Origin of the sequence: Pseudomonas brassicacearum subsp. brassicacearum, assembly GCF_008801605.1 — a bacterium.
Classification (GTDB): Bacteria; Pseudomonadota; Gammaproteobacteria; order Pseudomonadales; family Pseudomonadaceae; genus Aquipseudomonas; species Aquipseudomonas brassicacearum.
In genome coordinates this window covers 189,446-211,488 of the sequence record NZ_VZPJ01000010.1, presented here as the reverse complement: position 1 = coordinate 211,488, position 22,043 = coordinate 189,446, and the positions used below count along the sequence as shown (strand labels likewise).

13 protein-coding genes are annotated in these 22,043 nt (G+C 59.7%); all 13 read left to right on the top strand.

Going from position 1 to position 22,043, the window contains the following annotated elements:
- The first annotated feature begins 2 nt into the window (after positions 1-2).
- Complete coding sequence (locus F7R20_RS22225; RefSeq protein ID WP_003199040.1) at positions 3-755, top strand: class I SAM-dependent methyltransferase; 753 nt, start codon at positions 3-5, stop codon at positions 753-755.
- Positions 752-4,258, top strand: a complete 3,507-nt coding sequence (locus F7R20_RS22220; RefSeq protein WP_003199041.1) for a glycosyltransferase family 2 protein — start codon at positions 752-754, stop codon at positions 4,256-4,258. The genes F7R20_RS22225 and F7R20_RS22220 overlap by 4 nt, the downstream gene beginning before the upstream one ends.
- Positions 4,259-4,569: 311 nt before the next feature.
- Positions 4,570-5,307, top strand: a complete 738-nt coding sequence (locus F7R20_RS22215; protein WP_003199043.1) for a flagellar basal body rod protein FlgF — start codon at positions 4,570-4,572, stop codon at positions 5,305-5,307.
- Between the two features lie 49 nt (positions 5,308-5,356).
- Positions 5,357-6,142, top strand: a complete 786-nt coding sequence (flgG, locus tag F7R20_RS22210; RefSeq protein ID WP_003199045.1) for a flagellar basal-body rod protein FlgG — start codon at positions 5,357-5,359, stop codon at positions 6,140-6,142.
- Positions 6,143-6,214: 72 nt separating this feature from the next.
- Positions 6,215-6,910 (top strand): flagellar basal body L-ring protein FlgH, encoded by a 696-nt coding sequence (gene flgH, locus F7R20_RS22205; RefSeq protein WP_003199049.1) that lies wholly within the window; start codon positions 6,215-6,217, stop codon positions 6,908-6,910.
- 45 nt (positions 6,911-6,955) lie between these two features.
- The gene (locus tag F7R20_RS22200) at positions 6,956-8,026 is read left to right on the top strand and encodes a flagellar basal body P-ring protein FlgI (protein WP_161796644.1); all 1,071 of its coding nucleotides are present in this window, start codon (positions 6,956-6,958) and stop codon (positions 8,024-8,026) included.
- A gap of 10 nt (positions 8,027-8,036) precedes the next feature.
- Positions 8,037-9,341 (top strand): flagellar assembly peptidoglycan hydrolase FlgJ, encoded by a 1,305-nt coding sequence (gene flgJ / locus F7R20_RS22195; protein WP_003199053.1) that lies wholly within the window; start codon positions 8,037-8,039, stop codon positions 9,339-9,341.
- Between the two features lie 10 nt (positions 9,342-9,351).
- Positions 9,352-11,418 (top strand): flagellar hook-associated protein FlgK, encoded by a 2,067-nt coding sequence (gene flgK / locus F7R20_RS22190; protein ID WP_003199056.1) that lies wholly within the window; start codon positions 9,352-9,354, stop codon positions 11,416-11,418.
- 13 nt (positions 11,419-11,431) lie between these two features.
- On the top strand, positions 11,432-12,997 hold the full coding sequence (locus F7R20_RS22185) for a flagellar hook-associated protein 3 (protein WP_003199059.1): 1,566 nt from the start codon (positions 11,432-11,434) through the stop codon (positions 12,995-12,997).
- Between the two features lie 110 nt (positions 12,998-13,107).
- On the top strand, positions 13,108-16,689 hold the full coding sequence (locus tag F7R20_RS22180; protein ID WP_003199062.1) for a glycosyltransferase: 3,582 nt from the start codon (positions 13,108-13,110) through the stop codon (positions 16,687-16,689).
- 63 nt (positions 16,690-16,752) lie between these two features.
- Positions 16,753-19,647, top strand: a complete 2,895-nt coding sequence (locus F7R20_RS22175) for a TIGR00180 family glycosyltransferase (RefSeq protein ID WP_033028070.1) — start codon at positions 16,753-16,755, stop codon at positions 19,645-19,647.
- Positions 19,648-19,977: 330 nt separating this feature from the next.
- Positions 19,978-20,904: a ketoacyl-ACP synthase III gene (locus tag F7R20_RS22170; RefSeq protein WP_003199065.1), complete on the top strand. Its 927-nt coding sequence runs from the start codon at positions 19,978-19,980 to the stop codon at positions 20,902-20,904.
- Between the two features lie 275 nt (positions 20,905-21,179).
- Positions 21,180-22,028, top strand: coding sequence for a flagellin domain-containing protein (locus tag F7R20_RS22165; protein ID WP_003199067.1), 849 nt, complete (start codon positions 21,180-21,182; stop codon positions 22,026-22,028).
- Positions 22,029-22,043 lie beyond the last annotated feature (15 nt).

Genomic DNA, 22,043 nt, shown 5'->3' with positions numbered 1-22,043 from the left:
CCATGTCCGTACGCGATTACAACAAAGAGTTTCAGGATAACGCTCACCGCAGCTACTTCTACGATTTCGATTCGCGGCTGCGACGCTACATGCTGGACAGCTTCGGCCCCTGGCTGGCGAAGGGACCGACCCTGGAAATGGGCTGCTTCGAAGGTGCCTTTACGACGCTGTTCGCCGAACGCTTTGCCGACCTGACGGTCATCGAGGCGGCCAGCGACCTGATCGATGTCACCCGTAAAAAGGTCGGCTCAGGCGTCAGGTTCGTCTGCAGTACCTTTGAAGAAGCCGAGCTGGAACCGCGCTTCGAGAATATCTTCCTGATCCACACCCTGGAGCACCTCGACGACCGTCAGGCAGTGCTCAAGCGCGTGCGCAACTGGCTCGCGCCTGGGGGGCGTTTGTTCATTGCCGTACCAAACGCCAATGCACCTTCGCGCCAGATCGCCGTCAAGATGGGCTTGATCGAGCACAACAGTGCCGTGACCGAAGGCGAGCGTCTGCATGGCCACCGAGTGACCTACACCCTCGATACCCTGGATCACGAAGTACGCAGTGCCGGTTGGCATGTGAGCCACCGTGGTGGGGTCTTCTTCAAGCCGCTGGCCAACTTCCAGCTGGACAAGGCTCTGGAAACCCAGCTTATCGATGAGCGTTTCATGGATGCCTGCCATGCCCTAGGCATGGTCTATCCAGACTTGTGCGCCAGTGTCTTCGTCATTTGTGAGCAGCCCTCCAGCCCCAAGGCCACCGTATGACCACTCCGTCCCTGCATGGCAAGCCGCGTCACCCTTACTACATCGGTGCTCCCAACTATCGGGAAACCTCCTCGGGCGTGTGCGTATTGCACTACCTGTGCCACGTCCTGAACCTGTCCGGCTACGAGGCCTACCTCACGCCCTGCCAGGTCAACCCGAAACTGCGCACCCCGATCCTTACCGACGAGGTGCGTCGGCAGCACCGGTCGCTAGGCTTGGCGCCCATTGCTGTGTATTCCGAGGTGATGGACGGTAACCCGTTAGACGCACCGATCGTAGCCCGTTACATTCTGAACCGTGAAGGCTTCCTCACTGGCCGTGCTATCAAGGCGCAAAAATCAGACCTGTTTTTCTATTACACCCAGGATTTCGGTGGTGACAGCGATAACAGCAACCTACTCCTGTTGCCGGTCATCGACTCGGAGTTGTTTTCACCGCCAACCGAGCCAGTGCAGCGCAGTGGCAACTACCTGTACCTGCACCGCATCGACAGGTCTAAGGTCGACTACTCGATGTTGCCGGACGATATCGAAGTCCTGAGCATGGATAACCCGAAGACCCTTGCTGAACTGGCACAGATTTTTCGAACGGCTTCAACGCTTTACAGTTACGAAATTTCGGCAACGTGTACCGAAGCCATGCTTTGTGGTTGCCCGGTTATCTACATGCCCGGCGGTCATGTGAAGACCCAGCCGTTCATCGAGCAGTTTGGTGATGCGGGCTCGGCACTTTATGACGAGCCAGGTGGGCTGGAGCGCGCCCGTGCGACAGTGATGCAAGCTCGCAGGCGCTGGCTGGACCTTGAAAAGGCCTTCTGGCCTCAACTGGAACGTTTCATCGATATCACTCAGCAGGCTGCTATACAGCATGCCATTGACGTTCGTGTGCCCTCCATCAAGGACTGGCTGCGCAACCGAGTGCTGACGCCGATCCAGCAGCAACTTGTCGATCAGCGCCGTCAGCAGCTCAGCGGACAAACCAGCCTGACGCTGCTGATACTCGATCCCCTGGGCGATTTCAATGCCTTGAGCGATACCGTGGAAAGTCTTGCGCTGTGGCGATCGCGCTCCTCGATCAGCTTGCGCATGGTGGTCTTGAGCCCTGCGCCAAGTCCGGCCAACTTGCCCGGCAGCCTGCACTGGCTGACCTGCGCCCAGCCAGGTGCCGTCGAACTGAACGAAGTTCTGCGGGCGGACGACAGCGACTGGATCATGCTGTTGACGGCCGGTGACGAGGTCTTGCCCGCCGGCACGTTGATGCTCGACCTGGAGCTGCCGGGTGCCAACGGTTGCCGGATGATCTATTGCGATGGCATGTATCGCTCAGATCATGGCCCTCAAGCGGTCTTCCGGCCTAGCATCAACCTCGACTACCTCTTGAGCCTGCCATTGACTATGGCCAACCACTGGCTGATCCGTCGCGAGTTGGCGCTGGAGGTTGGAGGTTACGACCCTCAGGTGCCCGCGGCGCTTGAGCTGGACTTGATCCTGCGACTGATCGAAGCCGGGAGCATGAACGGCATCGCCCATCTGAACGAGCCGCTGGTAGCCAGCAACACGCCGACCCTTGCCGATAACCCGGACGAGCTCTATGCCCTGCAACGGCACCTGGACAATCGCGGCTACACGAACGCCAGGGTCCTGCAGGAGCCGCCCCGGCATTACCACATCAAGTACGGTCATGACCAACAGCCCCTGGTATCGATCCTGATTCCTACCCGGGACCGGTTACCGCTGCTGCAGCGCTGCGTGGAAAGCCTGTTGTCGAAAACCCGCTATCCGTACTTCGAGATTATTCTGATCGACAATGGCAGCGAGACCGAAGAGGCACTCATCTGGCTGAGCGAGATGGAGTCGATCGGGGGAGGCAAGGTTCGCGTCATCCGCTTCCCTTATCCATTCAACTTCAGCGCCATGAACAACCTGGCGGCCAGTCAGGCGCGCGGCGAATACCTGGTGTTGTTGAACAACGATACGGAAATCATCCACGAGGATTGGCTGGAAGAACTGCTCAACCACGCCTTGCGCCCCGAAGTGGGGATCGTCGGTGCCAAGCTGATTACCCCGGCAGGCACCGTCCAGCATGCAGGCCTGATCACCGGCTTGCGTGGCCCTGCCGGCAGCCCATTTACCGGTCAGGCTGCCAATGGCGGCGGCTACATGCAGCGCCTGGTGGTCGACCAAAATACCAGTGCGGTCAGTGCGGCCTGCCTGATGATCCGCACGGCGATCTACCTGGAAGCTGGTGGTATGGATGACGCGCTGTTCCAGGTCACCTGCAACGATCTGGACCTGTGCCTGAAAGTGGCGAACCTTGGCTATCTGAATGTATGGACACCTCATGCCGTGCTCGTGCATGAGGGGGAGGGGACTTGGTCAAGCGTTGGCAAGGACCCACTCAACCAGCAACGCTTCGCCTTGGAACAGGAGCAAGCCTTGAGTAAATGGCTGGGTGTCCTGGCCAATGATCCTGCCTACAACAGCAACCTGTCGTTGCGCGGCGTCGGCTTTGAGCTGGAAGCCATCAACGAGCTGTCCTGGCGACCGCTGTCCTGGCGGCCGCTGCCTGTGGTATTGGTGCATCCTGCGAAGTCGGCAAAAGCCGCCAGGTTGCGTATTGTCGAGCCGTTCACGGCTTTGCGCGACTCCGGCAAAATCGAAGGCTGCATCAGCAGCAGCCTGTTACCGGCAACGACGCTTGCGCGCTACAACCCCGACGTCATCGTCTTCCAGCATCAGGCTGACCCGCTTCGTCTGGAGCAGATGCAAAGCATCAGCACGCTTTCCAGCGCGTTCAAGGTTCTTGAGCTGGATACGCTAACGCCAGAGGTTCCAGGATGGATGACTTCGCTGCAGCAAGCGGCAAGTCTGGTTGACTGCATCGTTGTAGCGACGCCTGCAATGGCCCACGCCTGTGCCGGGCTGCATCAGGATATTCGTGTTCTCGAAACGCGCCTGGACAACAGATGGCGCAATCTTTCCATCGTGCGCCAGACGTTTGGCATCCCTCGCATAGGCTGCGCTATCGATTCGGCGCAGCCCTTCGTCCAGCCGTTGATCCTCGAGTTAATGCAAGCGCTGGCCGGTCAAGTGGAGTGGGTACTCTGGGGCGATGTGCCCGCGTATCTGCAAGCGCTCGCCTGCGAGATTTATGATGACGTTCACGACAATCCCGATGTCATGGCCAGCCTCAACCTGGATATTGTCCTCGCTCCACAGGGCTTCGGTAAGAACGACCAAGGGGCGAGCTTGCTTCATCATCTGCAGTATGGTGCTTGCGGCTACAGTGTAATCGGCAGCGACACCGCCGATTATCTGGGCGACCTCGCCATCACGCGTGTCGCTGGCAGCCGAGGACAGTGGCTGGAGGCGATCAATGAGCACCTGGCTGATCGGCACGCCTCACGACAACAAGCTGAGGGATTGCGCGAGCAAGTGCTGGCTAACTGGGTCTTCGACGATACCTATGCGGCACACTGGGTTCAGGGATGGCTGCCCAACTGACGGAGGCCTGAGAGAGGCGGCAGGGGAAATCCCCCCTGTCGCCTGACTGGTCAATCCGACCCTCTGTAGTCTGCTCGCGCAAGCTACGCCATACCGCGCTGCAGTAGAAGCGATCAAAGGCTGACACTTGCCACTTAACGGCATGACACCGCCGGTTTTTCGACTTCGACATATTCAATCAACCCCTCTGAATCCCTCAAACCCTTTGTTTTCCGGGCCTGGGGCCGCCAGAAAAAAGTTGGTCTGCAAATTGCTTAAGGCTGTGCAACACAGCAGTGGGCGGCAAACGTCCGGCATGCAGAGGAACGACAGTGGACAAGTACCTTTATGTGGCAATGACCGGCGCCAGCCAGAACGCACTGGCGCAGCGGGCCCATGCCAACAACCTGGCGAACATCTCCACCAACGGTTTTCAGAAAGACCTGGAACAGGCTCGCTCGATGCCGGTGTTCGGCGACAGCTTTCCGGCGCGGGCGTTTGCCATGTCCGAACGGCCTGCTACTGATTTCACTCCGGGTGCGCTGGTGGAAACCGGTCGTGACCTCGACGTCGCGGTGAGCGGGCCGGGCTGGATGGCCGTGCAGAACCCCGACGGCGGTGAAAGCTACGTGCGCACCGGCAGCCTCAATGTTGACGCCCTGGGCGTACTGCGGGCTGGCAACGGCATGCCGGTGATGGGCAACGGCGGTCCGATCGCCGTGCCGCCAGAGCAGAAAATCGAAATCGGCCAGGACGGCACCATCAGCATCCGCGCCATGGGCGAAGGCCCGCGGGTGATGGCTGAAGTGGACCGCATCAAGCTGGTCAACCCGGACCTCAAGAACATGACCAAGGGCCTGGACGGTTCGATCCGTACCAAGGACGGCCAGCCGGCGCCCATCGATGCCAACGTGCAGTTGGTGTCGGGTTTCCAGGAAGCGAGCAACGTCAATGCCGTGGATGAAATGACCTCGGTGCTGGCCCTGGCCAAGCAGTTCGAGCTTCACGTCAAAATGATGAACACCGCCAAAGAAGGCGACGAGGCCATGGCTCGGGTCTTGCAGATCTAACCATTAACTAAAGCGTCGCGCCGAAAAACAGGCGTACGAGGAGAATCGAATGCTTCCGGCTCTATGGGTTGCCAAAACAGGTCTGTCCGCCCAGGACACCAACCTGACGACCATTTCCAACAACCTGGCGAACGTTTCGACCACGGGTTTCAAACGTGATCGTGCCGAGTTCCAGGACCTGCTGTATCAGGTAAAACGCCAGCCTGGCGCCCAGTCGACCCAGGACAGCGAACTGCCGTCGGGCCTGCAAGTGGGTACCGGTGTGCGCATTGTCGGCACCCAGAAAAACTTCACCGCCGGCAGCCTGCAAACCACCGAGCAGCCGCTGGACATGGCCATCGACGGTCGCGGTTTCTTCCAGATCCTGCAGCCGGACGGCACCACGTCCTACACCCGTGACGGTACGTTCCACCTCGATTCCAACGGCCAGATCGTCAATGCCAGCGGTTTCGCCCTGGAGCCGGCCATCATCATCCCGAACGATGCCCAGACGTTCACCGTGGGCCGCGACGGCACTGTGTCCATCACGGTGGCGGGCAACCCGGCCTCCCAAGTGATCGGCAACCTGCAGACCGCCGACTTCATCAACCCGGCCGGCCTGCAAGCGGTGGGCAATAACCTGTTCCTGGAAACCGCCGCCAGTGGCGCGCCGCAAGTCGGCACTCCCGGCCTGAACGGTTTTGGTACCACGCTGCAGAACACCCTGGAAACGTCCAACGTGAGCACGGTCGAGGAGATGGTCAACATGATCACCACCCAGCGCGCCTACGAGATGAACTCCAAAGTGATCTCCACCGCCGACCAGATGCTCTCGTTCGTTACGCAGAATCTGTAATCACGTCGCAACGTCCGTCATTACGTAGACAGGGCGGCCCCAGGGGCGCCTGCAACACCAAGAGGTAGGGTCATGAAACGCTTCGTATCTGTTCTGGCACTGAGTGGGATCACCGCACTCGCGGGCTGTGTCGCGCCGACACCCAGGCCCAATGACCCGTATTACGCCCCGGTGTTGCCGCGCACGCCGTTGCCGGCTGCCGCCAACAATGGCTCGATCTACCAGGCTGGCTTCGAGCAGAACCTGTACAGCGACCGCAAGGCCTTCCGGGTCGGTGACATCATCACCATCACCCTGAACGAGCGGACCCAGGCCAGCAAGAACGCCAACTCGCAAATGGACAAGACCAGCAATACCAGCGTCGGCCTGACGTCGTTGTTCGGTTCCAGCCTGACCACCAACAACCCGATCGGGGGCAATGACCTGAGCCTCAACGCCGGGTACAACTCTGACCGTGCCACCAAGGGCGACAGCAAGTCCGGCCAGAGCAACAGCCTGACCGGCTCGATTACCGTGACCGTCGCCGATGTGTTGCCCAACGGCATCATCGTCGTGCGCGGCGAGAAGTGGCTGACCCTTAACACGGGTGACGAACTGGTGCGCATCGCCGGCATGGTTCGCGCCGATGACATCGCCACCGACAACACGGTTTCGTCGACTCGGGTGGCCGATGCACGCATCACCTACTCGGGCACCGGTGCCTTTGCCGATGCGAGCCAGCCAGGTTGGTTCGACCGTTTCTTCCTCAGCCCGAAGTTCCCTTTCTAGGTGGCCCAGTTGAATCTTAAGCAGCTGTTGATCGGTGCCCTGGTAATGTCGGCAGCCTTTACCGCTCAAGCCGAGCGTCTGAAGGACATCGCCAGCATTTCCGGCGTGCGTTCCAACCAGTTGATCGGCTACGGCCTGGTCGTGGGCCTGAACGGCACCGGTGACCAGACCACCCAGACCCCGTTCACCTTGCAGACCTTCAACAACATGTTGTCGCAGTTCGGCATCAAGGTGCCGGCCGGCTCCGGCAACGTCCAGTTGAAAAACGTCGCGGCGGTGTCGATCAGTGCCGATCTGCCGGCGTTCGCCAAGCCTGGCCAGCAGGTGGATATCACCGTCTCGTCCATCGGTAACTCCAAGAGCCTGCGCGGTGGCACCTTGCTGCTGACGCCGCTCAAGGGTATCGACGGCAACGTCTACGCCATCGCCCAGGGCAACCTGGTGGTGGGCGGTTTCGATGCCGAAGGGCGCGACGGTTCGAAGATCACCGTCAACGTTCCGTCGGCCGGTCGCATCCCTGGCGGTGCGTCGGTGGAACGTGCAGTGCCGAGCGGTTTCAACCAGGGCAACAGCCTGACGCTGAACCTCAACCGTTCCGACTTCACCACCGCCAAGCGTATCGTCGACAAGATCAATGACATGCTCGGCCCAGGCGTGGCCCAGGCCCTCGACGGCGGCTCGATCCGCGTCACCGCGCCACTGGATCCGAGCCAGCGGGTCGATTACCTGTCGATCCTGGAAAACCTCGAGGTCGACCCGGGCCAGGCGGTGGCGAAAGTCATCATCAACTCGCGCACCGGCACTATCGTGATCGGCCAGAACGTCAAGGTGTCTCCGGCCGCCGTGACCCACGGCAGCCTGACCGTGACCATCACCGAAGACCCGATCGTCAGCCAGCCTGGTCCGTTGTCCAACGGCCAGACAGCCGTGGTCCCCCGTTCGCGGGTCAATGCCGAGCAAGAAGCCAAGCCGATGTTCAAGTTCGGCCCGGGCACTACCCTGGATGAAATCGTCCGGGCGGTGAACCAGGTCGGCGCGGCGCCAGGCGACTTGATGGCGATTCTCGAAGCCTTGAAACAGGCCGGCGCGTTGCAAGCCGACCTGATCGTGATTTGAGGACCGGTCCATGGACATGCGCAAGGGCACTTTGATCAGCGGGGATTCGGGCTCCTACTCGGACTTGAACCGACTGAACCAACTCAAGGTTGGCGACAAGAACAGCGACGGCAACCTGCGTAAAGTGGCTCAGGAATTCGAGTCGCTGTTCCTTGGCGAAATGCTCAAGTCCATGCGTTCGGCCACCGATGCGCTGGGCAAGGACAATCCGATGAACACGCCGGAAGCCAAGCAGTACCAGGAAATGTACGACCAGCAGTTGGCCGTCTCCATGTCCCGCGAAGGCGGTGGTATCGGCCTGGCCGATGTGCTGCTGCGCCAGATGTCCAAGAACAAACCGCTGGCGCCAGGCGAGGCGGCAAGCTTGTCGGCCGCCAAGCAGCAAGAGGCGCTGGACAAGGTCGCCAAGGCAGCGGTGCCAACGCCAGTGGCCGCCGGCACGCTGCCCGACGGTCCTCTTTCACGCTCCAACGGCCAGCGTCCGCTGTGGGCTTCCCGGGCGGTGAACGTGCCGCAAGGGGCGGGCGAGGGTACTCATCGCAATGACATGGAGCTGATCAACCAGCGCCGCCTGGCCTTGCCGCCGAAACTGGCTGACCGCCTGCTTGCCGGGCTGGTGCCTTCGGCCGCGGCCAACGCCGATGTGCCTGCACAGAACGTCCTGACGGATCGCGCCATCGCCGCCGTCAAGCCGGCGACTGGCGAATTGGCCAATGGCGACTGGTTGGCCGCACTCAAGGCCGCCGAGCCGAAAGGCGACATGCAGGTCTATGGCCGCGCCGTGGCCCAGCCACCGCTGGCACCGGCACGCAAGGCCTTCCGCGATGCCGACGAATTCGTCAACGCCATGTTGCCAATGGCCAAGGAAGCGGCCGACCGCATCGGTGTCGACCCGCGTTACCTGGTGGCCCAGGCCGCTCTGGAAACCGGTTGGGGCAAATCGGTCATGCGCCAGCCCGATGGCAGCAGCAGTCACAACCTGTTCGGTATCAAGGCCAGCGCCAATTGGAAGGGCGATTCGGCCCGGGCGATCACCAGCGAATTTCGCAATGGTGCGATGGTCAAGGAGACGGCCGAGTTCCGTTCCTACGCCTCGTACCGCGACAGTTTCCACGACTTGGTCAACCTGCTGCAAAGCAACAGTCGCTATCAAGATGTGCTGAAGTCTGCCGATAACCCGGAACAGTTTGTACGCGAGTTGCAAAAGGCCGGTTACGCCACCGACCCGCACTACGCCAGCAAGATTTCGAACATAGCCCGGCAGATGACGAGTTACCAAAACTACGCTTCTGCAGGCGCCACCACGACTTTATAAGGTCTGAACCATGAGTTTGCTCAATATAGGGATGTCGGGTCTGTCAGCAAGCCAGACTGCGTTGGTGACCACGGGCAACAACATCGCCAACGTCGATACCGCCGGTTATTCGCGCCAGCAGACCGTACAGACCACCAAGGCTTCGAACCAGTACGGCAACGTGTTCATTGGTTCCGGCACGACCCTGGCCGATGTGCGCCGGGTGTATAACGCCTTCCTTGAAGCACAACTGAAAACCACCACGTCGCTCAACAGTGACGCGGCGGCCTATCAGGGCCAGATCACTCCGCTCGACTCCCTGTTGTCGGACAGCGGCACCGGTCTCAATGGTGCCCTGACCAAGTTTTTCGCCTCGGTGCAGAACGTCAACGCCAAGCCGGGTGACGATGCATCCCGTCAGTTGCTGCTCAGCGACGCCCAGGCCTTGAGTAACCGTTTCAATTCGGTTGCCAACCAGTTGACGGAGCAGAGCCAGAACATCAACGGCAACCTGTCGAACATGGTCGACCAGGTCAATAACCTGGCGGCTACCGTTGCGCAGTTGAACAAGAAAATCGCCGAAGTCTCCAACGCCGGCGGCGCGCCCAATGACCTGCTCGATGCCCGCAGCGAAACCATTCGCCAGCTCTCGACGTTCACTGGCACGCAGGTCGTCGAGAACGGCAGCAGCCTGGACATCTACCTGGGCTCCGGCCAACCGTTGGTGATGGGCAACATCGTCAATACCCTGCAAGCGGTGCCGGACAAGAACGATCCGGGGCGCATAGGTATCCAGCTCAACAGCGGTTCCAGCTCCATGGACCTGACGTCGGTGCTCACCGGCGGCGAGATCGGTGGCCTGATGCGCTACCGCAGCACCGTGCTCGATCCGGCCATGAACGAGCTGGGCCGCGTGGCCCTGGTGGTCGCCGACCAGATGAACAGCATCCAGGCCTCGGGCATCGACATGAACGGGGCCTTCGGCTCCAACCTGTTCACTAACATCAACAGCGCCGCGCAGATCAGCCAGCGCAGCGTTGCGTCGTTGAACAACAGCGCCGGCTCCGGCAACTTCAACATCGCCATCAAAGACTCCGGCAAGCTGACCACCAACGACTACAAGGTAACGTTCACCAGCGGTACGGACTACACCGTCCAGCGCCTGCCCGACGGCACCTCGATGGGCGCGTTCAACACCGCGACCACGCCGCCGCCGGTGATTGACGGTTTCTCGATGACCTTCGCCAACGGCACCGCGGCCGCCGGCGACACATTCAAACTCACGCCGACCCGCAACGAGGCGGCCAATATCAAGACCGAGATGACCGACTCCAAGCGGCTGGCGATTGCCGCGCCGTTGGGTGCCGCCATCGTGCCAGGGGGCAGCGGTACGCTGACCATTCCGGCCAACGGCCAGCCGAGCATGACCACCAAGCTGGACATCTACGACGCCGCCACCACGACCATCGTCCAGAACGGCATCAAGAACTCCATGCCGGTCAAGGTGGTGTTCGGCGCGACGTCCGCCGATGGCACCAGCCAGGCTTATCAGTTGCTCGATGCCAAGGGCGTTCAGATCAGCAATGGCACGATCAAACCTGGGGAAAGCAACACCCTGAGCCTGAGTGTTCCGCTCAAGGATGCCAGTGGCGCCCCGATCATGGATTCGTCCGTGCCACCGGTACAACGCACCGTCACGTTCGACATGTCCATTGCCGGTGCTCCGTCCAACGGAGCGTCCATCAATGTCAGCCTCAGCCAGCCCGGCAGCCTGGACAACCGTAACGGTACTGTCCTGGCCGGCTTGCAGACCGCCAAGACCGTGGACACCGGTTCCTCCAGCAAGGGTATTTCCCTGAACGATGCCTACGGCAAGCTGGTGGAAGGCGTCGGCGCCAAGGCCGCCCAGGGCAAGCTCGACAGTGCCGCCACTGGTGCGATCCTGGACAATGCCAAGACCGCCCGCGATTCGCTGTCGGGCGTGGACCTGGATGAAGAAACCGGCAACCTGGTCAAGTTCCAGCAGTACTACACCGCGTCTTCGCAGATCATCAAGGCGGCGCAGCAAATCTTCAGCACTTTGATCAACAGTCTTTAAGGAGCCGTAGCCCATGCGCATTTCTACTTCTCAGTTTTACGAAAGCACGGCTGCGAACTACCAGAAAAACTTCGCCAAGGTGGTCAAGACCAGCGAAGAAGCCAGCAGCCTGGTACGTGTGAACACCGCCGCCGATGATCCGGTGGGCGCTTCGCGTCTGTTGCAGTTGGGCAACCAGGCTTCGATGCTTTCCCAATATGAAGCCAACGTCACCACCATCAAGGCGACCCTGGGCACGACCGAAGCGGTCATGACCAGCATCGGCAACGTGCTGCAGCGCGCCAAGGAATTGGCCGTCAGTGCCGGCAACGCCGCCTACACCGACGCGGACCGTAAAGCCGTTGCCTCGGAGTTGGGGTCGATCGAAGATCAGTTGCTGAGCCTGATGAACACCAAGGATGAAAACGGCAAATACATCTTTTCCGGTTCCAAGGGCGATGTCGTACCGTTCACCCGCAACGACGATGGTACCTACAGTTACAACGGCGACCAGGTGACCCTGGACCTGCCGATCGGCGACACCATGTCGATGGCCACCAACAGCACTGGCTGGGAAGTGTTCCAGCAAGCCGTCAACACCAGTCGCAGCCAGGTCACCATGACCGCGCCGGCGGTGGATGATGGTCGCGTGGTGTTGACCAACGGCCAAGTGTCGTCCAGCGTGACCTACAACAGCCAGTTCCGCAGTGGCGAGCCGTACACAGTGGAATTTGTCAGCGGCACCCAGTTGAAAATCACCGATTCGGGCGGCAATGATGTGACCGCCGAAGCCAGCAAGGGCGGGGTCATCGAGCCGAATAACCAGATCGGGCAGACTGTGAGCTTTCGCGGCGTCGACTTGACCTTGAACGTCAATCTTCAAGCGGGCGACGTTGCCGGCACGGTGTTGCCAGGCCATACCTTCACCCTGGCCGCCAAACCCGATACGTTCACTCCGGCCCGCAGCCCGGGCAACACCACCGCGACTCAGATCACCGGTAGCCAGATCACCGATCCAGTGGCCTACCACGCCAGTTTCCCGACGGGGGCGGCGGTGCTGAAGTTTACCAGTGCCACGGACTTCGACCTGTACGCCGCGCCACTGAACGCCGACAGCAAGCCGGTGTCCAGCGGCACCCTGGCGGGTAACGTCGCCACCGCATCAGGTGTGAGTTTCACGCTCAATGGTGCCGTGGCCGCCAACGACCAGTTCAGCATCGCGGTCAATACCCACGAGACGCAGAACGTACTGGACACCGTGAACCAGTTGCGGACTGCTTTGAACACGCCGACCGATGGCGACAACATCGCCATCCAGAAACTGAATGCGTCACTGGCTTCGGCTATCGGTAACCTGGCCAGCGGCACTGACCAGTTGACCAGTGCATTGAGTTCGGTCGGCGGTCGCGGCCAGTCGCTCGATACCCAGAGCGATACCAATCAGAGCTTTGTCCTGGCTAACACGCAGACCCAGTCGGCGATTCGTGATTCCGACGCGGCCGAGGTGATGACGCGCCTGACCTTGCAGCAGACTATGCTTCAAGCGTCGCAGTTAGCGTTCAGCAAGATCGCTCAATTGGGCCTGTTCAACAAAGTGTGATCCAGGGCCGGGACCGTGACGTTATAAGCGGTCCCTGACCCGTTCCTTTATACGATTCAGGACGTCCTGCTCTCGCCTGAGTTGGCGCCCACCGGTTGAGAGCCAAGCGTGTGAAATCAGCTCCTCTTGTCAGCATCGCCATCCCCGCGTTCAACCCACGCTTTTTCCGCCTCGCCTTGCAAAGCGCGCTCGAGCAGACCTACGAGAACCTTGAGATTGTCATCTGCGACGATTGCCGCACCGATGAAATCGAGCAGATCGTCCAGGAACTTGGCGCGGGCTCCAAGGTTGCGATGCGCTACCTGAGCAACCCGACCCGGCTGGGCTTCCAGCAGAACCTGCTGCGCTGTCTTGAAGAGTCCCGGGGCGAGTTCATCAAGTTCCTGTGCGATGACGACCAGCTGCTGGCGTTCTGTGTCAGTCAACAGGCGGCCATCCTGCAGGAGCATGCCCAAGTATCGCTGGTGATCAACAAACATCATTTAATCGATGCAGACAACTACGCCTTGCCGGTCCGTGTTGAAAACACGGGCATCACGCAATTCGATGCGCTGTTCAACGGCAACGACATGCTGGCGTACTTCGAAAAAACCACCCGCAATATTCTCGGCGGTTTGAGTGGCGCACTGATGCGCCGCGCAGATGTCGAGGCCTTGCTGCCAGCGTTGGCGCTGCCCGGCGAAGGCTTCGAGGCAGTCCTCGATTTTGCCTTGTTCATCTGCCTGTTGCGCCGGGGTAATCTGGTCCAGCTTTACGCCGAGGGAAGCGGCCAGCGGTTGCATCCAGAGCGCCTGGGGCTTCAGTTCAAGATGGTTGAGACGGCCACGGTGGAACTGACATGGCTCAAGGAAATGCTGGCCCAGCGCAGCGGCGAGCCGGCACCAGCCAGCGGCTGGGTGCGTTACCAGTCGTTGGGGCAGCCCAAGGAGCCAGGGGCGCCCGAGTGGGAAGAAATCAACGTCTACTCGGTCATTGCGACTCGCCAGGGCGTCATCGGCTCGCAAGTCGGCACTGATATCGAAAGCTACGCAGACCTCTATGCGCAGTGGTTGACGTGTCGACGTTTCAGTCCATTGCGCAAGCAAGTCTTGTCCCGGCAGATTGCCCGCTGGGCTTATCGTCCGATGATCATCCCCATCATCATCGATGAGCAGGACAATCCTTATGCATTGGGCGTTACCCTGCAGAGTATTGCTGCCCAAGCCTATGCCTGCGAATCAGTGCTGCTGCTCTCCAACGGTCGCCAGGCTGTGGATAACCATGTCCTGCGCCTTGGCCTGCAAGCGGACTGGGCGCAGCAGCTCAACGGGCTGTTGCCTCAACTGGACGGCGCCGATTGGTTCTACCTGCTGCGTGCCGGCGATCGCTTGACGGAGTCGGCACTGCTGATCATGGCCGACCGGATTGTCAGCTCGCCAGCTGCTGCCTGTCTCTACAGCGATGAAGGTGCGCTGGTGGATGACAAGTCGGTGGAGCCGATCTTCAAGCCCGACTTCAATCTCGACCTGATGCGCGGTTATCCCTATGTCGGTCGGACACTGGCTTTCGAGCGTGCGCGATTCCTGGCCTCGGGTGGATTCGATTCGAGCCTGGGCGAATTGGCGCCCCATGACTTGATCTGGCGACTGGTGGAAACGGATGGGCCGCAGGTCATTGGTCATATTCCGGAAGTCCAGGTCGAGTCGACGTTTTCGTTTGCCCAATGGCTGTCATTACCTGAGGTCGTCGAGCAAAACGCCCAGCTGATCGGCGCTCATCTACAGCGTATCGGCGTGCCGCACCGGCTTCACCCAGGGCCGCTCCTGGCGTTGATCCCGCGTATCGAATACCTATTCGCCGAGCGACCACTGGTGTCGATCATCATCAGCGTCAAGGATGACCTGAGCGCGCTGGAGCGTTGCGTCAACAGCCTGATCAGTACGACCGCGTATCCGCACTACGAAATCATCATTGTCGATAACGCCAGTGAAAACGCCGAGCTGCAGCATTGGTTGCGAGCCATGGCCGAGCTGGGCAGCGAAAAGTTGCGAATATTTTTGCACTCGGGAAGCGGCAGCGAAGCCGTCATCCGCAATTTCGCAGCACAACAGGCCCGCGGCGAATACCTGCTATTGCTCAACCCCAATTGCATTGTGCTGGAAGCTGCCTGGCTGGGTGAGTTGCTCAATCAAGGACAACGTCCCGAGGTCGGTATCGTGGGGCCTCGTACACTTAACCAGCAAGGCCGGGTCATCGACTCCGGCATGATCATGGGGCTGGGTGGGTTGGCCGGCAGGGCCTTCGTCAACGAATCAGTAACGTCTGGCGGCTATATGCAACGCTTGCAGACGGTGCAGAACTGGAGTGCTGTCGGCGATCACTGCCTGTTGGTGCGCAAGCAGGTTCTGGAGGAGGCCGGTGGGTTCGATGAGTCGATCACCACGCAGCGCATCAACTCTCTGGAGTTATGCCTGCAGGTGGGAAAAAACGGTTATCTGATCGTCACCACACCTTACAGTGATGTCGTGCTGGCGTCCGGTATGGAAGCGAGTCGTGATCCTTCGTGGAAAGAGCGGCTGGAGCATGAGCAAGAGGCGTTCTATCAGCGCTGGTTGCCCAGGATCGCCAACGATCCTGCCTACAACCGTAACCTGACCCTGACCGGGAAAAGCTTCAGTCTTGAGCCCGGCCCACGCACCGGATGGAATCCGTTGATCACCCGCAACGTACCTTCGATTCTGGGGCTGGCGGTCAATACCTCGGCAGTGGGGCATTACCGGGTCAGCCAACCGTTGTTCGAACTGGAAGCGGCCGGGCGAATCGTGGGGCGTGTTGCCTACGATACACCTTCGATCATCGACATCGAGCGCCAGTCGCCGGATGTGATCGTGCTTCAAGGTCGCTATAACGTGGGTAAGTTCAAGGACATCGCTCAAGTCAAGACTTACTCCAACGCCATGCGCATCTACGAATTGGATGACTACATCGCCAGGGTCCCGGAGAAAAACGAACATCGCCGCAATATGCCGGACAACCTTGAGGACTTGCTGCGACAGGGGATCGGCCTGTGTGATCGGGTGGTGGTGTCCACCCATCCATTGGCAGACGCTTTGTCGAGCATGCACCACGACATCCGCGTGGTGCCCAACATGCTGGCTGCCGGCCTGTGGAATCAGCTCAGAAGCCAGCGTGCAACCTCCAGCAAGCCGCGTATCGGTTGGGGGGGCGGCACCAGCCACCGTGGCGACCTGGAGCTCATTGCCGATGTGGTTCGGGAACTGGCCGACGAAGTCGAATGGGTTTTCTTTGGCATGTGCCCCGATTTGCTCAAGCCCTATATCCATGAGTTCCATCCTGGCGTGAGCCTGGCGCTTTATCCGGCAAAACTTGCCAGCCTGAATCTCGACTTGGCCTTGGCGCCGTTGGAATTCCATATTTTCAACGACTGCAAAAGCAACCTTCGCCTGTTGGAATACGGTGCGTGCGGCTATCCGGTCATCTGTTCGGATACCGAAGCTTATCGGGGACACCTGCCTTGCACCCGGATCCTCACCAACAGCGCCGAAGAATGGCTGGAGGCAATCCGGATGCACCTGGCGGATCCGATTGCCAGCTACCGGATGGGCGACGAATTACGTGAAGTGGTGCTGCGCGACTTTATCTTGCGCGGCGATAACCTGCAGTACTGGGCCAATGGTTGGCTACCGGATTGATGAGTTTCAACCGCGAAACCTCCGGTATCGCTGATGCGGCCACCCACTTGTTAAGGAATGAATATGCAAAGCAATGTCCCAACAGGATCGACTGCGCCGTTGAATGAACGGTTTACCCTGGTGCTGCTCGCTCACGACCAGTCGACTGCCCTGCGGCGGGCGTTGCGCTACTACCGCGACAGTTCGTTTGCGGTGCTGGTGATCGACTCATCGAGCCTGATCGATGCTGATATCACGGCAGCATTCCCCAGCGTGCAATACCAGCACGCGCCCACAGCGGGAGGTTTCGGCGAAAAAGTTCGCCAGGCCGTCGAGCGAGTTGCCACGCCTTACCTGGCGATTGCCGATGCCGAAAGTTTCCTGCTGCCCCAAGCGCTCGAGCAATCGTTGTGTTTCCTCGAAGCACACGCTGAATACGGTGCCTGCCAAGGCTACAGCCTGGCGTTCGAGGCCCATGCCGACCGTGTTGACTATTACCTGCTCGACCGCAAGGGCTGTGAAGATTATTCCGGCGCATCGGCCGAAGCCCGGCTGGCCGTGTTTGCCGAGGATTGCCCGTCATTGGTGAGTGCACTCACGCGCACTGAAACCCTGCGGCGCAGTTACGCTTCGTTGCCCGTCGGTTTTGATTCGCGGTTGCAGGAGGCCGGCCATTGCTTTGGGTTGGTGACGGATGCAAAGGTTCGCTTGCTGGACATTCCTTATGGTGTACACGAGCGCAGTCGCGTGGCGAAGCCACGGAACCCGGTTGGCATGGCACCTGGTACCGAGGACTTGCGAGCAGTCGCTGAACAGGAGCGCATGAGCACCATGCTGGTCGACGCCTTTAGCACGGATGCTTTGGCGTGGGAATATGCCCGGACCATACTCAAGAAGCTGGTCGAGCGTTCGGTGCCGCAGGCTGGGAAACTGTTCGAGTCGACCTGGGATTCGCGGCGTGGCGAACCGGTTCGTCGTTTCGAACCGACGCAATACGTTGAGTTGCCGTTTTATAGCCAGGCTTTTTTTGACGTGCTCACCGCGCTGGAATTCCTGCTTCATGCGGCGCCAAGCGGGCAGGTACAGTTGAAGGAGCTGGAAGCGGTCATGCTCAAGCAGAAGGAGCTGTCTCGCCCTCAGCGCAACACCAGCGCCGAGCCGCTTGATGAACAACTAGCAAGGGCTTTCCTGAGCTATGCCTTCAACCAGGATCTGGTGAAACAACTGCTTGAGGTCATGCAGGCCAAGGGTGACAAGCGCTACGTGCAAATGATCCAGGCCTGGGAACAGCGGCTCAAGGCAGCGGCGTTTGAAAATACCGCGAGGTTTTTCGACACCACACGCTCCGGTCAATTGCTGCGCTGGCTCGAGGCGCGTGAACCGAGCGCCAGTGAAGCCCAGAAAGTGTCCAAATACCTGGCTGCTCGCAACGGGGGCCCGAGATTTGGCATTTTGCTCCTGGATCTGGACGCTGACGTCTTCAAGATGCAGGCAACCTTCGACAGCGTGATCAATGGCTATTGCCGGGCGTTCAAGATTGTCGTGTTTACTACTGGGGACCTGCCGGCCGAGACCACACCGCAGCAGGTCCTGCATTTCGTCAAAGTCAATGAAAGCAATTACGTCGACAAAATCAATCAGGTTGTCAGCCAAAGCGATTGCGATTGGATGGTCATGGCCGAGGCCGGCGATGAATTGACGCCGGGTGGCCTGTTCCGCGCGGGGTTGGAATTTCTGGCCGCGCCACAGTGCCAGGCCGTGGCTATGGATGAGTTCCAGCGCCAGCCTGACGGGACGCTGGCCGACGTCTTCCGGCCAGGGTTCAACCTTGACTTGCTGCAAAGCGCCCCGGCCTTGATGGCCCGTCATTGGCTGGTACGCCGAGAGACGTTGGTAAAGCTCGGCGGTTATTCGCGCGAGTTCAAGAATGCGTTGGAGTTCGACCTGCTGTTACGTTTGATCGAGCAGGACGGCCTGGAGGGGCTTGCCCACCTGGATGAACCTCTGTTGACTTGCCAGGCGCTGCCGGTGGAAGACAATGCCGACGAGCGCAAGACATTGCTGCGTCACTTGGCGGTTCGTGGTTATCAGGCTGACGTGAGCGCGGTCGTGCCGGGCACGCACAAAATCGATTACCGATTTGCCGAGCGCCCTCTGGTGTCGATCATCGTCCATGGCATTGGCGATCTGCCGGCGCTACAACGTTGCCTGCTCAGCGTACTGCAGCGCACCCGATATCAGCGTTACGAAGTATTGGTCCCCACCGGGACAGCGAACCATTCCGTGCTGCGCACCTGGCTTGATGGCCAGGGGCACCAAGCCAGTCGCGTTCGGCTGTTGGATATCGAACCGAATGTCGCGACGGGCACCTGGGTCAACGCTGCCAGCCAGGAGGCCAAGGGCGAGTATCTGGTTACCCTGGCGGCCGACAGTGAAGTGGTCAACGTCAACTGGATCGAATCGCTGCTCAACCAGGCCTTGCGTCCGGAAGTCGGTGTGGTCGGCGCCAAGCTGGTCGAGCGCGATGGGCGTATCACCCAGGCCGGCCTGGTCCTGGGCTTGAATGACGAAGTGGGCTCGGCCTTCGTCGGCGAGCCGAAGACCGCCAGAGGCTACATGAACCGGTTGGTCGTCGAGCAGAATTGTTCGGCGGTGTCTTTTGCCTGCTTGATGATTTCCAAACAGCTGTTCAACGCTGCTGACGGCATAGACAGCGATTTGTTCGACGATGCCTTGGGTGACGTGGATCTGTGCCTCAGAGTCGGCCAGGCCGGCTACCTGACGGTATGGACGCCACACGTGCAGGTGATCCAGTCCGGCGTGCTGGCGAGTACGCCAGAGGCGCGTGCGGCGCTGCGTGAGAAGTGGTCCGAGGCGCTCGCCCAGGATCGCTTCTACAACGCGAACCTGGCATTGCAAGGCGCTGGCTTCACCCTGGGGCCGGTGCGCAACGTACCCTGGACCGACTTGCTGGCATAACCCCGTCTTGCGAGGCATTCCATCGACGCTGGCGGGTTGAACCTGCCGGCGTTCTCGCCCAATTGCCTCGCCATCCTCAAGATTGCTGTCCAGTGTCCAATGCCGTTGCGGGAAATGACGCAGCTTCGTTTGTCATGAAAAAATGCCCCTCCAGGACAAAACGGCGTGACGCATAGGTCATAAAGTGCATCTTCACTGTATTGTATTCCCCGGAGTGGAGGCCCGTTCGTTTGCCGAATAAGGCGTCCGCCCTTGGAAATCAACCATTTTTGAAGCGCCCCTGAGCTTTTGGGGGTGAACCTAGTCGCAGTTTATGATCGGGAAGCCATGATGATTGGCATAAAAAGCATAGCGAGTTATGTGCCGACCGCTGGTGTGGATAACTACGCTCAGGGTGCCAAATTCGAGAAGGATGAAGAATTCATCCTTGGCAAGATTGGTTCGGCGTTCCTGCCGCGCAAAGACGCTGATCAGGAAACCTCGGACCTGTGTGTCGAAGCAGTGAATGCACTGTTCGCCAACAACCCAAGCCTTGCGCGCGAGTCGATCGACGCATTGATCGTTGTCACCCAGAACGGTGATGAAGAGGGGCTGCCGCACACGGCTGCCATCGTGCAGGACAAGCTCGGGTTGCCGACCCACGTGGCGGCGTTCGATATATCGCTGGGCTGCTCGGGTTACGTGTACGGCATCTACGCCCTGAAAGGCTTCATGGAGGCCGCAGGGCTGAAGAACGGGTTGCTGGTGACCGCCGACCCATATTCGAAAATCGTCGACCCTGAAGACCGTAACACCACCATGTTGTTTGGCGATGCCGCCACCGCCACGTGGATGGCCGAGGGCGCCAGCTGGCAGTTGGGCAAGGCGAAGTTCGGCACCGATGGTTCCGGCGCGCCACACCTGAAGGTCAGCGATGGGGTGTTTTTCATGAACGGCCGCCAGGTCTTCAACTTCGCCCTGTTGAAAGTGCCCGCTCATTTGCACGAACTGCTGGACGAATCGTCACTGCAAGCCAGTGATATCGACGCATTCTGCATCCACCAGGGCAGCGCGGCGATTGTGGATGCCGTGGCGCGGCGTTTCGAGGGAGAGCCTGAGAAGTTTATCAAGGACATGGTCGAGACCGGCAATACCGTGTCGTCGAGCATTCCGCTGCTGCTGGAAAAGCACGTCCTGGATGCTGACTGGAAGCGCGTGGCGATCAGCGGTTTCGGTGTGGGCCTGTCGTGGGGCTCGGCGATTCTGTATCGCGATTGATCGAATCACGTTTTTCCAATAGCGCTTCAGGTTGGCCTGTGGCGCTTTTTTTTGCCCGCAACTTTGGTCCTGCGGTTTCTTGACGCCATTTTTCGGGCTTTTTCCAGTGACTAAACCCTTGTTTTGCAAGGGATGGCAGTCTGCTAGCAAATTTTTTGAAAAAAGCCCTCAAGCAAGTTCCCAATCCGACGATAACTATTACGAAGGTTCTCTAGGCCACACCCGGCGGTTGCCAGGGCCGGAAGCCGCAGTACCCAACCAACGAGGAATTCGTCATGGCTTTAACAGTAAACACCAACACCACATCGTTGAACGTTCAGAAGAACCTGAACCGGGCTTCCGACGCTCTCTCCACTTCGATGACCCGTCTGTCTTCCGGCCTGAAAATCAACAGCGCTAAAGACGACGCCGCCGGCCTGCAGATCGCTACCCGTATGACCTCGCAAATTCGCGGTCAGACCATGGCGATCAAAAACGCCAACGACGGTATCTCCATGGCGCAGACCGCTGAAGGCGCGATGCAGGAGCAGACCAACATTCTGCAACGTATGCGTGAACTGGCCATCCAGTCCCGTAACGATAGCAACAGCGCAACCGACCGTGTCGCTCTGAACAAAGAGTTCTCGCAGATGAGCGACGAACTGACCCGTATCGCCAACAGCACCAACCTGAACGGCAAGAACCTGCTCGACGGTACTGCCAGCACCATGACTTTCCAGGTCGGTTCGAACACCGGTACTGACAACCAGATCTCCCTGACCTTGAGCGCCAGTTTCGACGCTGCAAGCCTGGGTGTTGACTCGGCAATCACCATCATTGGTTCCGACAGTGCTACTGCTGAAACCAACTTCTCGGCCGCCATGGATGCAATCACCAGCGCGATCGACACCATCAACAGCGCTCGTGCCGACCTCGGTGCTGCACAAAACCGTTTCGCCAGCACCATCTCCAACCTGCAGAACATCAACGAAAACGCCAGTGCTGCACTGGGTCGTGTACAAGATACCGACTTCGCTGCTGAAACTGCACAACTGACCAAGCAGCAGACTCTGCAGCAAGCGTCTACCTCGGTTCTGGCCCAGGCCAACCAACTGCCATCCGCTGTACTGAAGCTGCTTCAGTAATAGCCGGATGAGTTT